General features: G+C 55.0%; 18 protein-coding genes. 6 read left to right on the forward strand and 12 right to left on the reverse strand.

The window, feature by feature from the left end:
- Positions 1–65 precede the first annotated feature (65 nt).
- The 3 genes from yczE (at position 66) to ACWWFX_RS10120 (ending at position 4,320) form a co-directional block, all read left to right on the forward strand.
- Positions 66–668 (forward strand): membrane protein YczE, encoded by a 603-nt coding sequence (gene yczE, locus ACWWFX_RS10110; RefSeq protein WP_015965547.1) that lies wholly within the window; start codon positions 66–68, stop codon positions 666–668.
- Positions 669–829: 161 nt separating this feature from the next.
- Entirely contained in the window at positions 830–3,907 is a 3,078-nt protein-coding gene (locus ACWWFX_RS10115; protein ID WP_473223728.1) for a beta-galactosidase, read from the forward strand.
- A gap of 59 nt (positions 3,908–3,966) precedes the next feature.
- Complete coding sequence (locus tag ACWWFX_RS10120) at positions 3,967–4,320, forward strand: DUF1428 domain-containing protein (protein WP_113858798.1); 354 nt, start codon at positions 3,967–3,969, stop codon at positions 4,318–4,320.
- Between the two features lie 39 nt (positions 4,321–4,359).
- On the opposite strand, the gene ACWWFX_RS10125 is transcribed toward ACWWFX_RS10120, so the two are convergent.
- The 6 genes from ACWWFX_RS10125 to ACWWFX_RS10150 form a co-directional block, all read right to left on the reverse strand.
- Complete coding sequence (locus ACWWFX_RS10125) at positions 4,360–4,905, reverse strand: flavin reductase family protein (RefSeq protein ID WP_473223729.1); 546 nt, start codon at positions 4,903–4,905, stop codon at positions 4,360–4,362.
- A gap of 40 nt (positions 4,906–4,945) precedes the next feature.
- The gene (locus ACWWFX_RS10130; RefSeq protein ID WP_456147297.1) at positions 4,946–6,505 is read right to left on the reverse strand and encodes an EAL domain-containing protein; all 1,560 of its coding nucleotides are present in this window, start codon (positions 6,503–6,505) and stop codon (positions 4,946–4,948) included.
- Between the two features lie 96 nt (positions 6,506–6,601).
- A complete protein-coding gene (locus tag ACWWFX_RS10135) occupies positions 6,602–7,261 on the reverse strand; it encodes a methionine ABC transporter permease (protein ID WP_473223757.1) in 660 nt (219 codons plus the stop codon).
- Positions 7,258–8,049, reverse strand: a complete 792-nt coding sequence (locus ACWWFX_RS10140) for a methionine ABC transporter ATP-binding protein (RefSeq protein ID WP_276222328.1) — start codon at positions 8,047–8,049, stop codon at positions 7,258–7,260. The genes ACWWFX_RS10135 and ACWWFX_RS10140 overlap by 4 nt, the downstream gene beginning before the upstream one ends.
- Positions 8,046–8,852 (reverse strand): MetQ/NlpA family ABC transporter substrate-binding protein, encoded by an 807-nt coding sequence (locus tag ACWWFX_RS10145; protein ID WP_276222329.1) that lies wholly within the window; start codon positions 8,850–8,852, stop codon positions 8,046–8,048. The genes ACWWFX_RS10140 and ACWWFX_RS10145 overlap by 4 nt, the downstream gene beginning before the upstream one ends.
- 24 nt (positions 8,853–8,876) lie before the next feature.
- The gene (locus tag ACWWFX_RS10150) at positions 8,877–9,908 is read right to left on the reverse strand and encodes an isopenicillin N synthase family dioxygenase (RefSeq protein WP_473223730.1); all 1,032 of its coding nucleotides are present in this window, start codon (positions 9,906–9,908) and stop codon (positions 8,877–8,879) included.
- A gap of 298 nt (positions 9,909–10,206) precedes the next feature.
- Here ACWWFX_RS10150 and ACWWFX_RS10155 point away from each other — a divergent pair, with 298 nt between their 5' ends.
- Positions 10,207–10,467: a type B 50S ribosomal protein L31 gene (locus ACWWFX_RS10155; RefSeq protein WP_015965539.1), complete on the forward strand. Its 261-nt coding sequence runs from the start codon at positions 10,207–10,209 to the stop codon at positions 10,465–10,467.
- Positions 10,467–10,607 carry a type B 50S ribosomal protein L36 gene (ykgO, locus tag ACWWFX_RS10160; RefSeq protein ID WP_005125190.1) on the forward strand — a complete coding sequence of 47 codons (141 nt, stop codon included), beginning with the start codon at positions 10,467–10,469 and terminating at the stop codon, positions 10,605–10,607. Before ACWWFX_RS10155 ends, ykgO begins: the two co-directional genes overlap by 1 nt.
- On the opposite strand, the gene ACWWFX_RS10165 is transcribed toward ykgO, so the two are convergent.
- The gene (locus tag ACWWFX_RS10165; protein ID WP_456147300.1) at positions 10,604–11,317 is read right to left on the reverse strand and encodes a GNAT family N-acetyltransferase; all 714 of its coding nucleotides are present in this window, start codon (positions 11,315–11,317) and stop codon (positions 10,604–10,606) included. The two genes, ykgO and ACWWFX_RS10165, sit on opposite strands and share 4 nt — an antisense overlap.
- 101 nt (positions 11,318–11,418) lie before the next feature.
- Between ACWWFX_RS10165 and pdxR the strand changes: the two genes are divergently transcribed.
- Positions 11,419–12,876, forward strand: a complete 1,458-nt coding sequence (gene pdxR, locus ACWWFX_RS10170) for a MocR-like pyridoxine biosynthesis transcription factor PdxR (RefSeq protein ID WP_473223731.1) — start codon at positions 11,419–11,421, stop codon at positions 12,874–12,876.
- On the opposite strand, the gene ACWWFX_RS10175 is transcribed toward pdxR, so the two are convergent.
- The 5 genes from ACWWFX_RS10175 to acrB all read right to left on the reverse strand — a co-directional run bounded on the left by ACWWFX_RS10175 (position 12,845) and on the right by acrB (position 18,456).
- The gene (locus tag ACWWFX_RS10175) at positions 12,845–13,315 is read right to left on the reverse strand and encodes a YlaC family protein (protein ID WP_149462176.1); all 471 of its coding nucleotides are present in this window, start codon (positions 13,313–13,315) and stop codon (positions 12,845–12,847) included. The two genes, pdxR and ACWWFX_RS10175, sit on opposite strands and share 32 nt — an antisense overlap.
- A 98-nt stretch (positions 13,316–13,413) precedes the next feature.
- Positions 13,414–13,968 (reverse strand): maltose O-acetyltransferase, encoded by a 555-nt coding sequence (gene maa / locus ACWWFX_RS10180; protein WP_253898061.1) that lies wholly within the window; start codon positions 13,966–13,968, stop codon positions 13,414–13,416.
- A 169-nt stretch (positions 13,969–14,137) separates the two neighbouring features.
- A complete protein-coding gene (locus ACWWFX_RS10185) occupies positions 14,138–14,356 on the reverse strand; it encodes an HHA domain-containing protein (protein ID WP_015965534.1) in 219 nt (72 codons plus the stop codon).
- Positions 14,357–14,382: 26 nt separating this feature from the next.
- Entirely contained in the window at positions 14,383–14,757 is a 375-nt protein-coding gene (gene tomB / locus ACWWFX_RS10190; RefSeq protein WP_015965533.1) for an Hha toxicity modulator TomB, read from the reverse strand.
- Between the two features lie 549 nt (positions 14,758–15,306).
- Entirely contained in the window at positions 15,307–18,456 is a 3,150-nt protein-coding gene (acrB, locus tag ACWWFX_RS10195; protein WP_276222335.1) for a multidrug efflux RND transporter permease subunit AcrB, read from the reverse strand.
- Between the last annotated feature and the right edge of the window lie 5 nt (positions 18,457–18,461).

The following is an 18,461-nucleotide window of genomic DNA, read 5'->3' on the forward strand; positions in this document are numbered from 1 at the left end:
GGTCATTAATCATAATGCCATTTTCACGGATGATGAAGTTCTGAACGCTTATTCTGAGGTGCATCATGCTCCGTCGTCTTATCCAGCTTTATATCGGTTTGGCTCTTTACGGTGTCTCCACGGCGATGTTTGTTCGTGCGGATCTGGGCGCCGATCCGTGGAACGTGTTTCATCTCGGCGTTGCCAGCCTGCTATCGATGAATATCGGCCTGGTGATTATCGCCACCGGCGTGCTGGTGCTGCTGTTCTGGATCCCTCTGCGCCAGCGTCCGGGGCTGGGCACAGTCAGTAACGTGATTGTGCTGGGGCTGACCGCCGATGCGACGCTGGCTATTCTGCCGCCGCTGGAATCTCTGGTGGCGCGTAGCGCGCTGCTGGCTGCGGCAATCGTGGTGAACGCGCTGGCCACGGGGATGTATATCGGCGCCGGTTTTGGCGCGGGGCCGCGCGATGGCCTGATGACCGGGCTGCACGCGCGTACCGGCTGGTCGGTGCGGGTGATTCGTACCACGATTGAACTGTCAGTACTGGTGATTGGCGTGCTGCTGGGCGGAACATTTGGCGTTGGCACCGTGCTGTATGCTCTGGCGATCGGCCCATTAATTCAGCTTTGCCTGCCGTGGTTTCGTCAACCCAGCGGAACGCGCAGCGCGGCGGTAATTTCCTGAGAGTATTGCCGCGCTCACACTTGCTTTTTCGCCTTCAGGGTACACTCAGCCGCATGATTGAGTGACCCGAAGGCTATGAAAACCCTGAAGTTTAAGCGGATTTTGATAGAGGTGGTTTCGGCACTCTGCGTAACATTTTGTTTATTCGCAAAGAGGTTGAAATGACGCATCTCTCTTCATTATCGCTGCAACAATGCCTGGCGCGTCGCGACTGGGAAAATCCGCAGCTTACCCACTGGCATCGGCTGGCGGCGCATCCACCATTTAATAGCTGGCGTTGCAGCATCGACGCGCAGCATGACAGCGCATCGGCGGCTCGCCTGGTGCTGAACGGGGAGTGGCAATTTTGCTTTTTCGATTCTCCCGAAGCCGTGCCCGATTGCTGGATTAACGAAGAGTTACCGCAGGCCGTCGCCATGCCGGTGCCCTCGAACTGGCAAATGCAGGGTTTTGATACGCCCATCTATACCAACGTCACTTATCCGATTCCGGTTACGCCGCCAACGGTGCCTGCACATAACCCGACCGGCTGTTACTCACGCACCGTTCAGGTTGATGCGCAGTGGCTGGCGCAGGGGCAGACGCGCATTATTTTCGACGGCGTCAATTCGGCGTTTTATCTTTGGTGCAACGGTCAGTGGGTGGGCTATTCCCAGGATAGCCGATTGCCCGCGGAGTTCGATCTCAGCGCGTATCTTCATGCGGGCGAGAACCGTCTGGCGGTGATGGTGTTGCGCTGGTGCGACGGCAGCTATCTGGAAGATCAGGACATGTGGCGGATGAGCGGTATCTTCCGCGACGTCACGCTGCTGCATAAGCCTGAGACGCGTATCGCGGATTATCAGGTGACGACTGCGCTGAATGGCGAATTGACCCACGCGATGCTGAATGTGGCGGTGACGCTGGAGGGGGCGTTTGCGGCAACGCAGGTGACCGCTACGCTGTGGGAAGGCGAGCGGCAGATCGCCCAATGCAGCCAGTCGCCCGGCAGCGCAGTGGTGGATGAGCGCGGAGGCTGGGCCGAGCGTCTGACGCTGGCGATGCCGGTTGATGCGCCCAGGCTGTGGAGCGCTGAGACGCCAAACCTGTATCGGCTGGTGGTGGCGCTGCATCGCGCGGACGGTGAATTGATTGAAGCCGAAGCCTGCGATGTGGGTTTCCGTCATGTCGAAATCAGCAACGGCCTGCTGAAGGTGAACGGGAAACCGTTACTCATTCGTGGTGTAAATCGGCATGAACATCACCCGGAAACGGGTCAGGCGGTGGATGAAGCCACAATGCGCCGCGACATCGCGCTGATGAAGCAACATAACTTTAATGCGGTGCGTTGCTCTCACTACCCTAATCATCCGTTGTGGTATCGGCTTTGTGACCAGTACGGCCTGTACGTTGTCGATGAAGCCAATATCGAAACCCACGGGATGGTGCCGATGAGTCGTCTGGCGGACGATCCGCTTTGGCTTCCGGCGATGAGCGAGCGCGTAACCCGGATGGTGGCCCGCGATCGCAACCATCCGTCGATCATTATCTGGTCGCTGGGCAATGAATCCGGGCATGGCGCGAATCATGATGCGCTTTACCGCTGGCTGAAGAGTGCCGATCCTTCTCGCCCGGTACAGTACGAAGGCGGCGGGGCGAACAGTGCGGCGACCGATATCGTGTGCCCAATGTACGCGCGCGTCGATCAGGATCAACCCTTCCCGGCGGTGCCGAAATGGTCGATTAAAAAGTGGATCGGCCTGCCGGATGAGACGCGTCCGCTGATCCTGTGCGAATACGCCCACGCGATGGGCAACAGCTTTGGCGGCTTCGCCAAATACTGGCAGGCGTTTCGTATGCATCCGCGTTTGCAGGGTGGTTTTGTCTGGGATTGGGTCGATCAGGCGCTGACCAAAACCGATGAAAATGGCCAGCCATTCTGGGCTTACGGCGGCGATTTTGGCGATACGCCAAACGATCGCCAGTTCTGTATGAACGGGCTGGTTTTTCCGGATCGCACACCGCATCCGGCGCTGTATGAAGCCCAGCGCGCGCAGCAATTTTTCCAGTTCCGCCAGGTGAGTACCGCGCCGTGCGTGATTGAGGTGACCAGTGAGTATCTTTTCCGCCAGACGGATAACGAGCAGCTGCGCTGGTCGCTCACGTGCGAGGGTGAGGTGATTGCACAAGGGGAAGAGACGCTGGATATCCCGCCGCAGGGCACCCAGCGGATCACGCTTTCCATTCCGACTTTACCGAGCGGCGAAAGCTGGCTCAACGTGGCGGTGCATCAGCAGGATGCCACCGCCTGGTCGCCAGCTGAACACTTATGCGCGTGGGATCAGTGGCGACAGCCGTCACCGCTTGCGCTGCCAGAAGTACCCCCGGCGGGCTTTGCACCCCAGCTGGCAACTAGCGAAACCGCGTTTGACGTCATTCACGGCCAACAGCGCTGGACGTTCGATCGGGCCAGCGGGTGTCTGAGCCAGTGGTGGCGCGATGGAGAAGAAAGTTTGCTGACCCCGGTCAGCGATAATTTCACCCGCGCGCCGCTCGATAACGATATCGGCGTCAGCGAAGTGACGCGCATCGACCCGAACGCGTGGGTAGAGCGCTGGAAAGCGGCAGGGATGTACGCGATGACGTCGCGCTGCGTGCTGTGTCGGGCTGAGCAACAGGCTCAGGCGGTAAGCGTTGAAACGCAGCATGTGTGGGAATATCAGGGCAACGTACTGTTTATCAGCCACAAACGCTGGCAGATAGATGCGCAGGGCGTACTGCACGGTGATGTCGAGGTTGAGGTTGCCCGCGATATTCCCGAACCGACGCGTATTGGCCTCAGTTGTCAGCTTACCGCTGTTGAAGCACAGGTAAGCTGGCTGGGCCTGGGGCCGCATGAAAACTATCCCGATCGCCAGCTTGCCGCCCGTCAGGGCCGCTGGACGCTACCGTTTTCTCAGCTGCACACGCCCTATATATTCCCGAGCGAGAATGGGCTGCGCTGCGACACCCGGCAACTGAATTACGGCCGCCATCGCTGGCAGGGTCATTTCCACTTTGGCCTGAGCCGCTACAGCCAGCAGCAGCTGCATGAAACCAGCCATCATCACCTGTTACGCGAAGAGCCCGGCTGCTGGCTGAATCTCGATGCTTTTCATATGGGCGTCGGCGGTGATGATTCATGGAGCCCCAGCGTATCGCCGGAGTTTTTGCTCCAGGCGCGGCGGGTACGCTACGCGTTTAGCTGGCAGCAGAACTAAACTTATCACCAGACGCAGCCAGGTTTTCTGGCTGCGCTGTCACTTCGGAGGTTTACCTGATGAAGTATGTTGATGGTTTTGTTGTTGCTGTTCCCGCGGAAAATAAGGAGGCATACCGCGAGATGGCCGCAAAAGCAGCGCCGCTGTTTAAAGAGTTCGGCGCAACCCGCATTGTGGAATGCTGGGCGGATGATGTGCCTAACGGCAATCTGACCGATTTTCGCATGGCGGTGCAGGCCGAAGAGCACGAAGAAGTGGTCTTCAGCTGGATTGAATACCCATCTAAAGACGTCCGCGATGCGGCGAATGAGAAAATGATGAACGACCCGCGTATGAAGGCGCTGGGGGAATCGATGCCGTTTGACGGACGACGCATGATCTACGGTGGTTTCCTGCCCATCGTCGACGAGTAGCCAGGCTGGCTGTGCGGCGTGCCGCCAGCCAGACGCATGTCAGGAGACTTTGGTAAACAAGCAGTGGCGGTCAATTACCTCGCCGTCACCGCGAAAAATCCCGCCGCCTGTATAATGCAGCGTTTGCGGCCATTCTGGCTCGGGCTTCACGCGCGCGGCGACCACTTCAAAAATAAAGAAGTTGTAGCGCTCGACCAGCGCATCATCATACAAACGACACTCAAAGCTGGCGTGGCATTCCGCAATGCCCGGCGCAGCGACCTGTTCGCTTTTTTCTGCCGTAAGATCAAAATGGGCGAATTTATCGGTGCTGTCGCCGCGACAGTTGCCGATGCCGGAGACGATATCGGCCATGCTGGCGTCGGGCAGATTAATCACACATTCGCCGCTCTGGCGGATTAAGGAATAGCTGACGTTGCCGGCAGAAATCATCAACCCCACCAGCGAGGGCGAAAACTCAAGAATGGTGTGCCAGCCCAGCGTCATAATGTTGTTTTTGCCCTGCCAGTGGCTGCTGACCAGCACCACCGGGCCGGGCTCCAGCCAGTGACGCACGTCTTCCAGAGGCCAGTTTTGCTTGTTCATCGCGCTCTCCTTCTCGTTGGCTTTACCTTAAGCATAGCCCTTAGTGCGAGCGCAAATTCTCCTCGGCCCAGATAATAAAATCGGTTTTTGGCAGCGCTTTGCTGTACAGCCAGCCCTGGCCGTAATGCACGCCGTGCTGGTACAGCCACTCCTGTTGGCAGGCATTTTCGATCCCTTCGGCCACCACATCCAGCTTCAGGCTTTTCGCCATTTCGATGATATGCGGCGTGACCTGCTGGTATTCCAGGGCATCCACAAACGATTTATCGATTTTCAGGGTATCGACTTCCAGGTCCTGCAGATAACGCAGGCTGGAATATCCGGTACCAAAATCATCGATATAAATCGCGTGCCCTGCTTTGCGATAGCTCGCGATGGCAGGCAGCGTGGTGGTTGGGTCGGCAAAACCGCGCTCGGTTAATTCCAGGGCAATTTGCGAGGGCCTCACCTGGCTGTGGTTGAGCTGCTGTCTTAATAGCTCAGGGAGCGTTGCAGAACGGAGATCCTCAACCGAGAGATTAATGGAGATATGGAGCTCCGGATGAACATGGAGCCATTTCCCCAAATCGTGGAATACGTTTTTTACCACCGTTTCCGTGAGTCGGGTGATAAGCCCGGTTTGTTCGGCGAGTGGAATAAAGATCTCCGGCGATAAATAGCTGCCATCAGTTTGCTGCCAGCGCGCCAGTGCTTCAGCCCCAACGATTCGCCCGCTTTTTAGCGAAACAATCGGCTGATAGTGAACGGTAATGGCCGATTCATTTAAGGCGTCCAGCATGCGGTGATGGGGAGATTGCAGGCGTCGTAACAGGCGCATAATAAACCAGGCGGCCAGTAAACTGATTAAGATGCCAATCGGTAACCAGATAAGCAGTTGATGATGCCAACTGGCGACTTTCGGTTGGACCGGCGACCAGGTGACCACGGCCAGATCAAGCTCGGGATAATGCCGTACGGTGTAAATCGTGTTATTGACCGTCAGGGTTTCCAGCCCCTCTTTTTGCATACGTTTGAACACCGCAATATCAATAGGCTGACTGCTTGCCAGCACGCGATCTCTTACCGTGCCCAATAGTGCTGACTGAATATTGCTGAGTTCAGAGGGAATAACGTCGATAAAGGAGAGGGGGTCAATAATCACCATATGCTGCTTACTGGCAATGGCAATCATGTGATGATCAAGGCCAAGATCGTTCTTCGCGGTAAACCAGGTTCGGTAGCCATCGGTTGTCACGCGATCGGGTTCCGGGTAAGTGACGGGGGCGCTTTGCACCTCCAGCGAGGAACATATCGGCGTTGAGCCCTTGAGATAAAGCACTTCCTGAACATAGCGCCAGGAGTAGGAGAGGCGGCGCATTTCAAGGAGTTGCTGTGGGCTACAGCCCGGATTTTTCGAGGCGTCAATCTGGACAAGCGCGGCTTTCGCTTGATCCAGCACCTGCAGCGTGCGCGCCATCACGCGAGAAGCATAGAGTTCCTGTTCATCCCTGAACTGGGCGTCCGCTTCTCGATGAGCCAGCCAGATGCTCAGTAAAATCGGCAAAAATATCGCCAAAATGAGCACGCCCGTCACCAGACCCACCAGATGTCGTGTTGTCACAGCGTTGTCCTTAATGTGGCAAAGTACGACAAGTATATCCCATCAAAATAATAAGCTTATTAAACAATAGGGTTATTCTGAGATTGATTGCGCAAATTATCGTCGATGTGCCAGCGCGCGCACCAGACGATCGCCGATCATCTGCACGCCCTGCACCATAATGACCAGCGTCACGACCGTCGCGACCATGATTTGATCGTTAAAACGCTGATAGCCGTAACGAATGGCTAAATCGCCCAGACCACCGCCGCCAATCACGCCCGCCATCGATGAAAAACCAATCAGCATCACAACCGTTAAGGTGATCCCCGCCAGCAGGGCCGGCAGCGCTTCCGGTAGCAGCGCTTTGCTGATCACGTGCCAGGTGTTGCCGCCCATTGAGAGCACCGCCTCAATTCGCCCGGAATCGACTTCATCCAGCGCATTTTCAGTGAGCCGCGCGAAGAAAGGAAAGGCACCAAGGGTAATGGGGACAATCGCCGCCGTACTGCCGAGCGTTGTGCCAATTAGTAATCGGGTGAACGGGATCAGCGCAATCAGTAGCACAATGAACGGCAGTGAGCGTCCGGTATTGACCAATGCGCCAAGCAGCGCATTTAAACGCGGCATCGGTACCAGCCCGTGGCGGCGGGAAATAAACAGCAGCACGCCTAATGGCAGGCCGATCAGTACCGTAAACAGCGCCGCCAGACCCACCATATACAGCGTCTCCAGCGTGCCGTTGAGGAGAATGGGCCAAAGATCGTTCCAGCTCATGCGACCACGCATAAAGGCCTCCCGTTGATACCGTGACGAGCCAGAAAGCGACGCTCTTCATCGGCATCGCCTAGCAGCATTTCACGCAAGCGCGACCAGGGTGATACCAGCAAGTCGGCAATTTTTCCGCTCTCCTGCAATTCACCGTTTTCCAGCAATGCTGCGTGGTCGCAGAGGTTTTTCACCACTTCCAGTTGATGGGTGATGAGGACAATCGTCAGCCCAAGCTGACGATTGATGGTGTCGAGCAGCGTTAACACCGAGGCGGTGGTTTCGGCGTCCAGCGCGCTGGTGGCTTCATCGCAAAGCAGCACATCCGGTTTCGCCGCCAGCGCGCGGGCAATGCCGACGCGCTGCTTCTGGCCGCCCGAAAGCTGTGAGGGAAATGCCTGCGCTTTATCCGCCAGCCCGACTAAAAACAGCAGTTCTTCAATACGCTGCTGACGTTCTGCTTTCGCCACGCCCGCGATTTCCAGCGGAACGGCGATGTTGTCCGCCACCGTTCGCGCATGAAGCAGATTAAAGTGTTGAAAAATCATGCCCGTGCGCAGGCGGTGCGCCCGAAGTTGGGGTTTATTGAACCGCAAGATATCTTCGCCGTTGAACAGAATGCGGCCCGCCGTGGGCCGCTCCAGTAAATTCAGGCAACGAATCAGCGTGCTTTTCCCCGCGCCACTCCGCCCGAGGATACCGTAAATGGCCCCCTTCGGGACGTGAAGCGAGACGTTGTTAAGCGCCGGTCGGCCTGTTCCGGCGTACTGTTTACTCAGCCCGTCGAGCGTAATCATGACTGAGGCGCACTGACCGGGATCACCGAACCGTTGTAGTGCTGGCGGATAAATTCCGCAACCTGCGGTGAGGTCAGATCTTTCGCCAGTTCTTTGATGCGCGGATCGTTGGCGAGCTGCGGGTTAGTCACCAGAATATTGGCATACGGATTATGGGTCGCGCTTTCCAGCCCCAGCGCATCTTTCGCTGGCGTTAAACCGGCCTCCAGCGCGTAGTTGCCGTTAATCACGGCGAGATCCACGTCGTCCAGCGACCGCGGGATCTGCGGCGATTCGATCTCCAGGATCTTCACGTTATGGGGATTTTCGACAATGTCTTTCGGCGTCGCGAGCGTACTCGCCGGATCGCTGAATTTGCTATCGAGTTTAATCAGCCCTTTACTTTGCAGCAGGAACAGCGCGCGGCTTAAGTTGGTGGTGTTATTGGGTACGGCGATGGTCGCGCCTTCCGGCAGCGATTTCAGATCCTTATGCTTGTGAGAATAAATGCCCAGCGGTTCTATATGCACCGTTGCCGCCACGGCGAAGGTTTTTCCTAATGCTTTTTCCTGGTCTTTAAGATAAGGCACGTGCTGGAAGTAGTTCGCATCCACATCGCCGTTTGCCAGCAGCTCGTTGGCGTTGACCCCGCTGGTGAGTTCCACCACCTGCAGGTCGAGTGACGGGTCCTGTTTTTTAATAAAGTTGAGGATTTCCGCGTGCGGAACCGGGTCCGCCGCGATGCGCAGCGGTGCGGCACCTGCGCTCCAGGCCAGAGAAAGAGAGAGCGCGATACCTGCCAGTTTGAATGCAGCATTTTTCATGGTGTGATTCCTTTATTATTGTTTTCAGGCGATAAGTTGTTCGCTGCGAGCGCGAAGCACATCGGAATAATGACGTTCCGCGACGTCCGGATGCGAACGCAGGCGGCCTTTTAAGTAGTTCCAGCCCACATCGCGCAGAAGCGGATTGTGCGGGTCGCTTTGCGGCCCATGCGCTTCTCGCGCCAGTGCTTCCGGCAAATCGTAGACGGGGACGACCGCATCCAGTTGGGCACCGAGAAAGAAGGCGATCGACAGGCGGTCCTGATGGGCGGGAGGTGAAACTACGCGATGCACGGTTGCGCGCAGATACCCATTGGTCGCCAGCTCGAGTAATTCGCCAATGTTGACGACAAAACTACCCGGTAGCGGGGCGGCGTCGATCCACTCACCTTCACGCACTTCGACCTGCAACCCTTTTTGTTGATCCTGCAACAGGAAACTGAGGAAACCGGAATCTTTGTGCGCGCCTACGCCCTGGGTGCTGCTTTGCGTCTCCTGCTGGCCCGGATAGCGAATCAGCTTGATATGTTCGTTAGGCTTGTCGCCATACAACGTATCAAAGGCATGCGCAGGCAGTTGCAGCGCTTGCGCGAATGCGCGCAGCAGCGTCATTGCCATCTCCGTCATCGCACGTTGCCACGCCAGAAGTACCGGTTTCAGCGTGGGCAGCGCCTGCGGCCACAGATTGGGCCCCTGTAAGCGCAGCCAGCGCGGATCGTCCGCATTCAGATGCAACGCCTGACGCTCCGCGCCAATATCAAACTGCTCGCGCCAGTCGGGCTGGCCGCGTGTCAGTTCCGCAGCGCTGCGGTTGTAACCGCGAAAATGCGGGGAGTGGACCATCGCCACCTGCTGTTTTTGTGCGTCTGGCAGGGCAAAGAACCGTCGGGCCTGATGCTGGAGTTGCTGCGAAAGGGTGTCATCGATGCCGTGATGCGTCAGGTAAAAGAACCCTACGTCGCGTGCGGCATGACGCAATTGTTCAAGAAAAACATCGCGTTCAGCGGCAGAGTGATAGTGCGCCAGATTGAGAACGGGCAGTGTCGTCAGGCTCATTGTTATCTCCAGAGTGCTGGGGGAAAAGGGCATTTTTATGAGTGAAGGGATAACAACAACAACGCATGATGATCGCTCCTGATGAGATGAGATGAGATGAGATGAGATGAGATAGCGCCAGCGTGCCTGATCCGATGACGCGTCACCAATAACGATATTTTCTATTTTATGCCGTGGGTGGGTGCTGAGCTTTTGCGAAAAAGAGATAAGGCCAAAAACCGTAATAAGTGAAGGGTTGATCGTCACCGAATAATGCCTTAGCATATTGTTATGTTATAACATACGAGTTGAGGGCGTTATGAAAACAAATATCCATCCGCATTATCGAACCGTGGTCTTCCACGACACCAGCGCCAATGAGTATTTTAAAGTCGGGTCGACCATCAAGACCGATCGCGAAATTGAGCTTGAAGGAGAGACATATCCCTATGTCACTCTTGAGGTTTCCGCGAAGTCGCATCCGTTTTATACCGGGAAACAGAAGTCGTTTTCCAGCGAAGGTAGCGCCGCGAAATTCCGTCAGCGCTTTGGCCGTTTTCTTGATGTGAGAGGCCAGTAATGCAGGTACTGAATTCATTACGCAGTGCAAAACAACGCCACCCGGACTGCCAGATTGTGAAGCGCAAAGGGCGGCTGTATGTCATTTGCAAAACCAATCCGCGTTTTAAAGCGGTGCAGGGTCGTAAAAAAAGACGTTAATTTTTTCCATTATTGCGCCACTGTTCCAGGGTTTTTCGCTGCTTGCCGTCGGCATCGAAGTTGTCGGCGGCAAGCCAGTGACGAAACGCCGTATCAAGCGCGGGCCATTCGCTATCCAGAATCGAAAACCAGTCCGTATCGCGGTTATGCCCCTTAATCACCAGCGCCTGACGAAAGCGCCCTTCAAACTGGAAGCCTAAACGCAATGCAGCATTGCGCGACGGTTCATTCAGACTATTACATTTCCATTCGTAGCGACGGTACCCGAGCGTATCAAAGGCGTAGCACATCAGTAGCCACTGGGCTTCCGTTGACATCGGTGTGCGGCTAAGCAGCGGCGAAAAGTGCACGTGCCCAACCTCCACCACGCCATTATTGGCATCAATGCGCATTAGCGACAGTGAGCCTACCGGCTTATCGGTACTTTTATCAATCACCGCAAAATGGATAGGATCGCTGAGATTTTCCACGCTGGCGACCCACTGGCGAAAATCGTCCACACAGCTGTCGGGTTCGCGCAGCAGCCATGTCCAGCTGCGCGTATCGGCGGCAAGCTGGTGGGCGGCAAACAGCGCATCAGCATGATGAACGGCCAGGGGCTCCAGGCGACACCAGGCGCCGTCAAGCACCACACGTGCCGGATGAGAACGCGGTTGCCAGTCGGGTAATGCATCACCAACGGGTTGATTAAACTGATTAAGCTGACTCATAACCTCTCCTTGCTGTAAGTGGACGAGATGAGAGTAGAGACTTACTGGTTCCATAAAAAGTGCCATGGATGTATCTTTTTATGGTGCCACGAGGAGCCCTGATGAATATCCCTGACGATCCCTTTTTTACTTTCCTGCAACGCGCGCTGGCAATGCGCGGCCCGCAGACGCTACAGCGCGCCCTTTACAACGCGCTGAGAGACGCCATTTTGCAGGGGCAACTGCAGGCAAACAGCCGCCTTCCTGGTTCGCGCATTATGTCGCAGCGGCTGGTGATTTCCCGTAATACGGTCAATAGTGCGCTGGAGCAGCTGGCGCTGGAAGGCTATTTACTGCGCGACAGGCAGGGAACGCGCGTGGCGTCACTCCCCAAATCGCAGGCGACAGCTTCACCGCCGACGTTACCCGCCGCCGTGGCCGCGCGGTTTCGCCAGCTCCCGCCCGCGACGCCCCGTGAATCGCCGCCGATGCTCTTTACGCCGGGAACGCCCGCGATTAACTATTTTCCCTTACCGTTGTGGCGGCGGTTGCTCGATCGTACCTTGCGGGAGGAGGGGAGCTTGCTGCTGGGCTACGGTGATTCCGCCGGAGAACCGTCGCTTCGCGAGGCGATTGCCCGTCACCTCGCGCTTTCACGGGGAATCGACTGCGATGCCAGCCAGGTCGTTATCACCGAAGGCGCGCTGAAAGGGGTAAATCTCTGTACCCAACTGTTGAGTGAGCCGGGGCAACTGGCCTGGGTGGAAGAGCCGGGTTACTTTGGCGCAAAAAGCGCCTTTCTGGCGGCGGGGTTATCGCTTGAGGGGATTCCTGTTGATGATGAAGGTATGCAGTTTGCGCAGGTCGCTTCGACGCCGCGTCTCATTTTTACCTCACCGTCGCATCAGTATCCCACGGGCAGCGTGCTGAGTGCGGCGCGGCGTCTGGCGCTGCTGGAGTTTGCGCATCGCGCGGGTGCGTGGATCATTGAAGACGATTATGACAGTGAGTTTCGCTACAGCGGTGAGCCGATCCCGGCGATGCGCGGAATGGTGAGAGACGCGCCGGTAGTCTATTTGGGGACCTTCAGCAAAACGTTGTTTCCGTCGCTGCGGTTGGGTTTTATGGTGTTGCCGCCTGCGCTGGTCGCTGCCGCGCAACCGGCGATTCGCGCCCTGCTGCGCGGTGGGCATCGCGCCGAGCAACGCACGCTGGCGACGTTTATTGAGGAGGGCCATTACGCGCGGCATCTGGCGGCGATGCGACGGCTTTATCGTAAACGGCAAACACAGTTACGCGAAGCGCTGGCGCAGGAGCTGTTGATTCCGCATCAGGTACTGGCCGGTGAGGGTGGGCTGCACCTGACGGTTCTTATCGACGGGATTGATGATGTGGCGGTGGTAAAACTTGCCCGCCAGCAGCAGATGTCGCCGGCGGCGCTCAGCCAGTTTTATCTGAATGCGCAGCATCAGCGTTCTGGCCTGGTGCTGGGTTATGGCAATACGTCCGCATCGCGCTTTATTCCAGCGATACGGACGCTTCAGCGGATTATTGCGTCGCTTCCGCGCGGGTCAGGGTGAAGACATCGTAGAACGAGAGTTCGCCTTTTCTGGCGACCATTTTTTCAAGCTGCGCCCGGGCCTGCGCGCTGACGCGGGGTGAGTTCTTGATGGATTGAATCAACTCTTCCGGCACGAAGCGCGTGTTGTACCACTCGCCGTTATAGCAGACGCGGAAATCCAGCACGTCAATATCTTCGTAGTGATAACGCGGGTAAACGTCGAAGAAGAAAAACGCATTCAGCAGGGCAAACAGTACCCACAGCAGCCAGACGGAACCTTCGAGCGTTTCAGAGCGCATCATGACAATCAGCGTGGCGAAAAACGCCGCGTACATCGCCAGGAAAAGGCCGGGGTGATTGCGGATAAAACTGATGCTAAAGCGCGGCCTGTTGTCGCGCTTTTCACGGATATTCAGTTCATTGATAGTTTGCGTAAGTAATCGCTGGATTTCTGTCATCATTGGGCTCTGCAACTCAGGGCGGATTCACCTATTCTATGTTGCATTAACCAATACAAAAAGTAACAGATTAGTTTCAAAAAAGCATAACAGTCGTATCAGCTCAGCATTTTAAGAATGCGGGCCGGATTGCCCCCAACGACCGCGTTATCAGGTACATCTTTCACCACCACCGCGCCCGAAGCCACCACTACGTTATCCCCAAGGGTGACGCCAGGGTTTATTACCGCACGTCCGCCAATCCAGACGTTATTACCGATAACCACCGGTTTGCCATATTCATAACCGCTGTTGCGTTCGGTGGCATCCAGAGGATGGGTCGCCGTATAAATATGTACGCCCGGCGCGAGCATGCAATTATCGCCGATGGTAATGGGGCACACGTCCAGCATTACGCAATCAAAATTGGCGTAGAAATTGGTGCCGAGAGTAATGTTATAGCCGTAGTCGCAGCGGAAATTGGGCTCAATATAAGCATCGTGGCTTTTATCGAAGAGTTCAGCCAGCAACTGATGGCGTAATGCTTTTTCGTCGGGCGACGAATGGTTGTAGCGGTGCAACAACTGTTTGGCGCGCAGGCTATCGGCTCTGAGCGTTGCATCAGCCGGGCGATAGAGTTCGCCGGCGATCATTTTACGTTTCTCTTCACTCATTGTGACACTCCTCGTCAGTCGAGAGTGTTCACCATAAGAGGCACAGGAGCAATTGGGAACGTTCCCTGTTAATCAATGTGAAGTTAATCACAAACTTACCTGGGGAAGTGGAACGTTACGATCGTTAGTTGACTTGACTGACGCCTGTAGCAATTGCAGAAAATAGCGATTAACGAATAAATTTCCAGACGGTGGATGGGATCTTGTCGTACAGCTTATTCATCGTCAATTCAGCCAGACGATGATCGGCAGCTGAGTAAAATACCGCCAGTTCATTGTCAGAAAGTTCATATTTATTTTTTTCAATGACGCGTTCCAGCGTATCAATTGACTGGCAACGGCGCAGTCGCATCAAATAATCCGTTTTAGTTAATGGTTTCTCAGACATAATTCACCCATGTGATTGTAATTATCTTAACAAGAGAGACTAACGGGGTTAGCCCGGCTGGCGTTGACGAAACAGCGGAAGAGTTTGTTCCCGGACTTGCGCCATTTTTGCAAGTCTTCACTATTTATGCCGTAGTTACTGAACAACATGAAAGTATCATCCAGATATTCGTCAATTTGTGCAATCAATTTATTATCTTCGTTGTACTTAATTTTATAATTAAGCGCAAAAGTTGCGATATGCTCGATCAACTCATTAAGTTGAAGATTGATAGCCGAGGTGGGGTCATTAACCCAACCATGGTTACTCTCTTCAAGATTGGCGAGGCAGTCATGATAGAGCGTTTCGCAGAGGAATCTGAGTTGCGCGATATCATGCCTTTTTGGCGAGTATTCGTCCATAACACATCCCCTTATTCGTGAGTAAACGACGAGAACAAACAGTGTGTGGGATGGGGTAACTACCGGCTTACCTGGCGCAGACGCACAGTCCTTATGCACTAACTATAATCTACTCTGAAAGAGATTTCACCGAGCTATTACGAAAAATTACAATTAAGTCTGTTTTCCTTAATTCCCCGATAATGAAATGTGGCTCAGATTAAGATTTTTCAATGTATCGCCAGAGAAACATTATTTGAATCATTAGAATTCATTCACTTACCCATTATCCACACGAATATTGCGGCAGGCAGATGCCTGGATTTTCAGCAGGTCTAAGGCGATTCGCCGCAGAGTATCAGAGAAAACACCTTACACTTCGGAGTTTTCCTAAACATTTAAGCGTGGAAACCCTCCCGGTGATGAATCATCACTATTAAAGATAACCGCTGTTTTTTTAATTATAAAAATTTATTACTGCATTTTAAAAACGTTTATAACAATAAGTGCAATTATAAAAAGGCATAAAAAAAGGGCCGCGTCAGCGGCCCTTTTCAGCATCGGTCAGACTTAGTGACGTTCTGCCGGTTGGCTGTGCTCAGTCTCTTCAACTTTGCGGCCAAAGCGGCGGCGAACCACCACGAAGAACACCGGTACGAAGAAGATAGCCAGAACCGTTGCGGTGACCATCCCGCCCATTACGCCGGTACCTACTGCGTTCTGTGCGCCGGAGCCTGCGCCGGTACTGATAACCAGCGGCATAACCCCGAGGATGAACGCCAGAGACGTCATCAGGATTGGACGCAGACGCATACGTACCGCTTCAAGCGTTGCTTCAATCAGGCCTTTGCCTTCTTTCTCCATCAGATCTTTGGCGAATTCCACGATAAGTATCGCGTTCTTCGCCGACAAGCCAATGGTTGTCAGCAGGCCTACCTGGAAGTAAACGTCATTAGTCAGGCCACGGAAGGTGGCGGCCAGCAGTGCACCGATAACCCCCAGCGGAACCACCAGCATAACGGAGAACGGAATCGACCAGCTCTCATACAACGCCGCCAGACAGAGGAAGACCACAATCAGCGAGATCGCATACAGGGCAGGGGCCTGGTTACCAGAGAGACGTTCCTGGTAAGACATCCCGGTCCAGTCGTAACCGATACCCGACGGCAGTTTACCCGCCAGCTCTTCCATCAGCGTCATCGCTTCACCGGTACTTCTTCCCGGCGCTGCCTGACCGAGGATTTCCATCGACGGCAGACCGTTATAGCGTTCCAGACGCGGTGAACCGTATTCCCAGCGAGATGTCGAGAATGCGGAGAACGGTACCATCTGGCCATCAGAACCACGCACGTACCAGTTGCTGATATCTTCCGGCAACATGCGGTACTGCGCTTCGGACATCACGTACACTTTCTTCACGCGACCACGGTCGATGAAGTCGTTGACGTAGCTACTACCCCAGGCTGCGCCCAGCGTGGTATTGATGTCGCTGATAGACACACCCAGTGCCTGCGCTTTTTCCTGATCGATATCGATCTTGAACTGCGGGGTATCTTCCAGGCCGTTAGGACGCACGCCGACTAACAGATCCGGATGTTTCGCCACTTCGCCAAACAGCTGGTTACGCGCCTGAGTCAGTTTCTCGTGGCCGAGGCCGCCCTGGTCAATCAGCTGGAAGTCGAAACCGGTCGCCGTACCCAGTTCAACAATGGCTGGCAGGTTAAAGGCGAACACCATCGCATCTTTAATCTTCGAGAACTCGCCCATCGCACGCTGGGTAATGGCTTCAACTTTATTCTCTTCACCCGGACGATCCGCCCAGTCTTTAAGAGAAACGAAGGCAATACCGGTGTTCTGACCACGACCCGCAAAACCAAAGCCGTTAACCGCAAACACGGACGCAACGTTGTCTTTCTCTTTGGTGAGATAGTAATCGGTCATCTCATCCAGCACTTTCTGCGTACGTTCCTGTGTCGCACCCGCCGGAAGCTGGGCCATACTCAGGAACACGCCCTGGTCTTCATCTGGCAGGAACGAGCTTGGCAGACGAACAAACAGGAAGGCCATGCCGACCACGATGATGATATACAGCAGCAGATAACGACCGGTGCTGCGCAGGATGTTGCCTACGCTGTCGGTGTAGTGGTGCGTGCTCTTATCAAACATGCGGTTGAACCAGCCGAAGAAGCCTTTTTTGCCTTCGCCGTGATCGCCTTTGGCGACCGGTTTCAGCATCGTGGCACACAGCGCAGGTGTCAGAATCAACGCTACCAGTACGGACAGCGCCATCGCCGAAACGATAGTGATGGAGAACTGACGATAGATTGCCCCGGTAGAACCGCCGAAGAAGGCCATCGGGATAAATACCGCCGACAGCACCATCGCGATACCCACCAGTGCGCCCTGAATCTGGCCCATCGATTTACGCGTCGCCTCTTTCGGTGGTAGCCCTTCGTCGGACATAACACGTTCGACGTTTTCTACCACCACGATGGCGTCATCCACCAATAGCCCTATCGCCAGCACCATCCCGAACATCGTCAGGGTGTTGATGGAGAAGCCAAAGGCGGCAAGGATAGCGAAGGTACCCAGCAATACCACCGGCACCGCGATCGTCGGAATCAACGTCGCGCGGAAGTTCTGCAGGAACATGTACATTACGATGAACACCAGAAGAATGGCTTCGACCAGTGTTTTTACCACTTCGTTAATGGAGATCTGAACGAACGGTGTGGTGTCATACGGGTAAACAATCTGCAAGCCTGACGGGAAGAACGGTTCCATCTTCTTCAGTTCGGCACGGATAGCTTTCGCGGTGTCCAGCGCGTTCGCACCGGTTGCCAGCTTGATACCCAGACCGGAAGCCGGTTTACCGTTGAACTTCGCGATGATGTCGTAGTTCTCACCGCCCAGCTCAATCTTCGCCACGTCGCGCAGACGAACCTGCGAACCATCCTGATTCACTTTCAGCAGAATTTTGCCGAACTCATCGGTGCTGGTCAGACGCGTTTGCGCGATGATAGAGGCGTTAAGCTGCTGCCCCTTCACCGGCGGCGTACCGCCTAACTGACCGGCTGCAACCTGGGCGTTCTGTGCTTTGATCGCCGCGATAACATCAACCGGAGTCAGCTGGAAGTTGTTCAGTTTGGTCGGGTCCATCCAGATACGCATCGCGTACTGAGAACCAAACAGCTGAACGTCACCGACGCCAGACGTACGGCTGATTGGGTCTTTCATGTTCGCCGCAACGTAGTCGGAAATATCTTCCTGGGTCATGGTGCCGTTGGTGTTGATGACACCAACAACCATCAGGAAGCTACTGGAGGACTTCTCAACGCTGATCCCTTGTTGCTGAACTTCCTGCGGCAGCAACGGTGTTGCCAGCGACAGTTTGTTCTGCACCTGTACCTGCGCGATGTCCGCGTCGGTACCGGATTCAAAGGTCAGGGTGATCTGTACCGTACCGGTAGAGTCACTGTTGGAGGACATGTACATCAGGTTATCGATACCGTTCATATTCTGTTCGATAACCTGTGTCACGGTGTCCTGCACCGTCTGGGCATCAGCACCCGGATAGGTCGCGGAGATCGTCACGGCTGGCGGCGCAATCGTTGGATATTGCGCTACCGGCAGTTTCATGATCGCGAGTCCCCCGGCAAGCATGATGATGATTGCGATCACCCATGCAAATATCGGGCGATCGATAAAGAAATTAGCCATGTCTT

The organism is Pseudocitrobacter sp. 2023LY-00077, assembly GCF_055796175.1.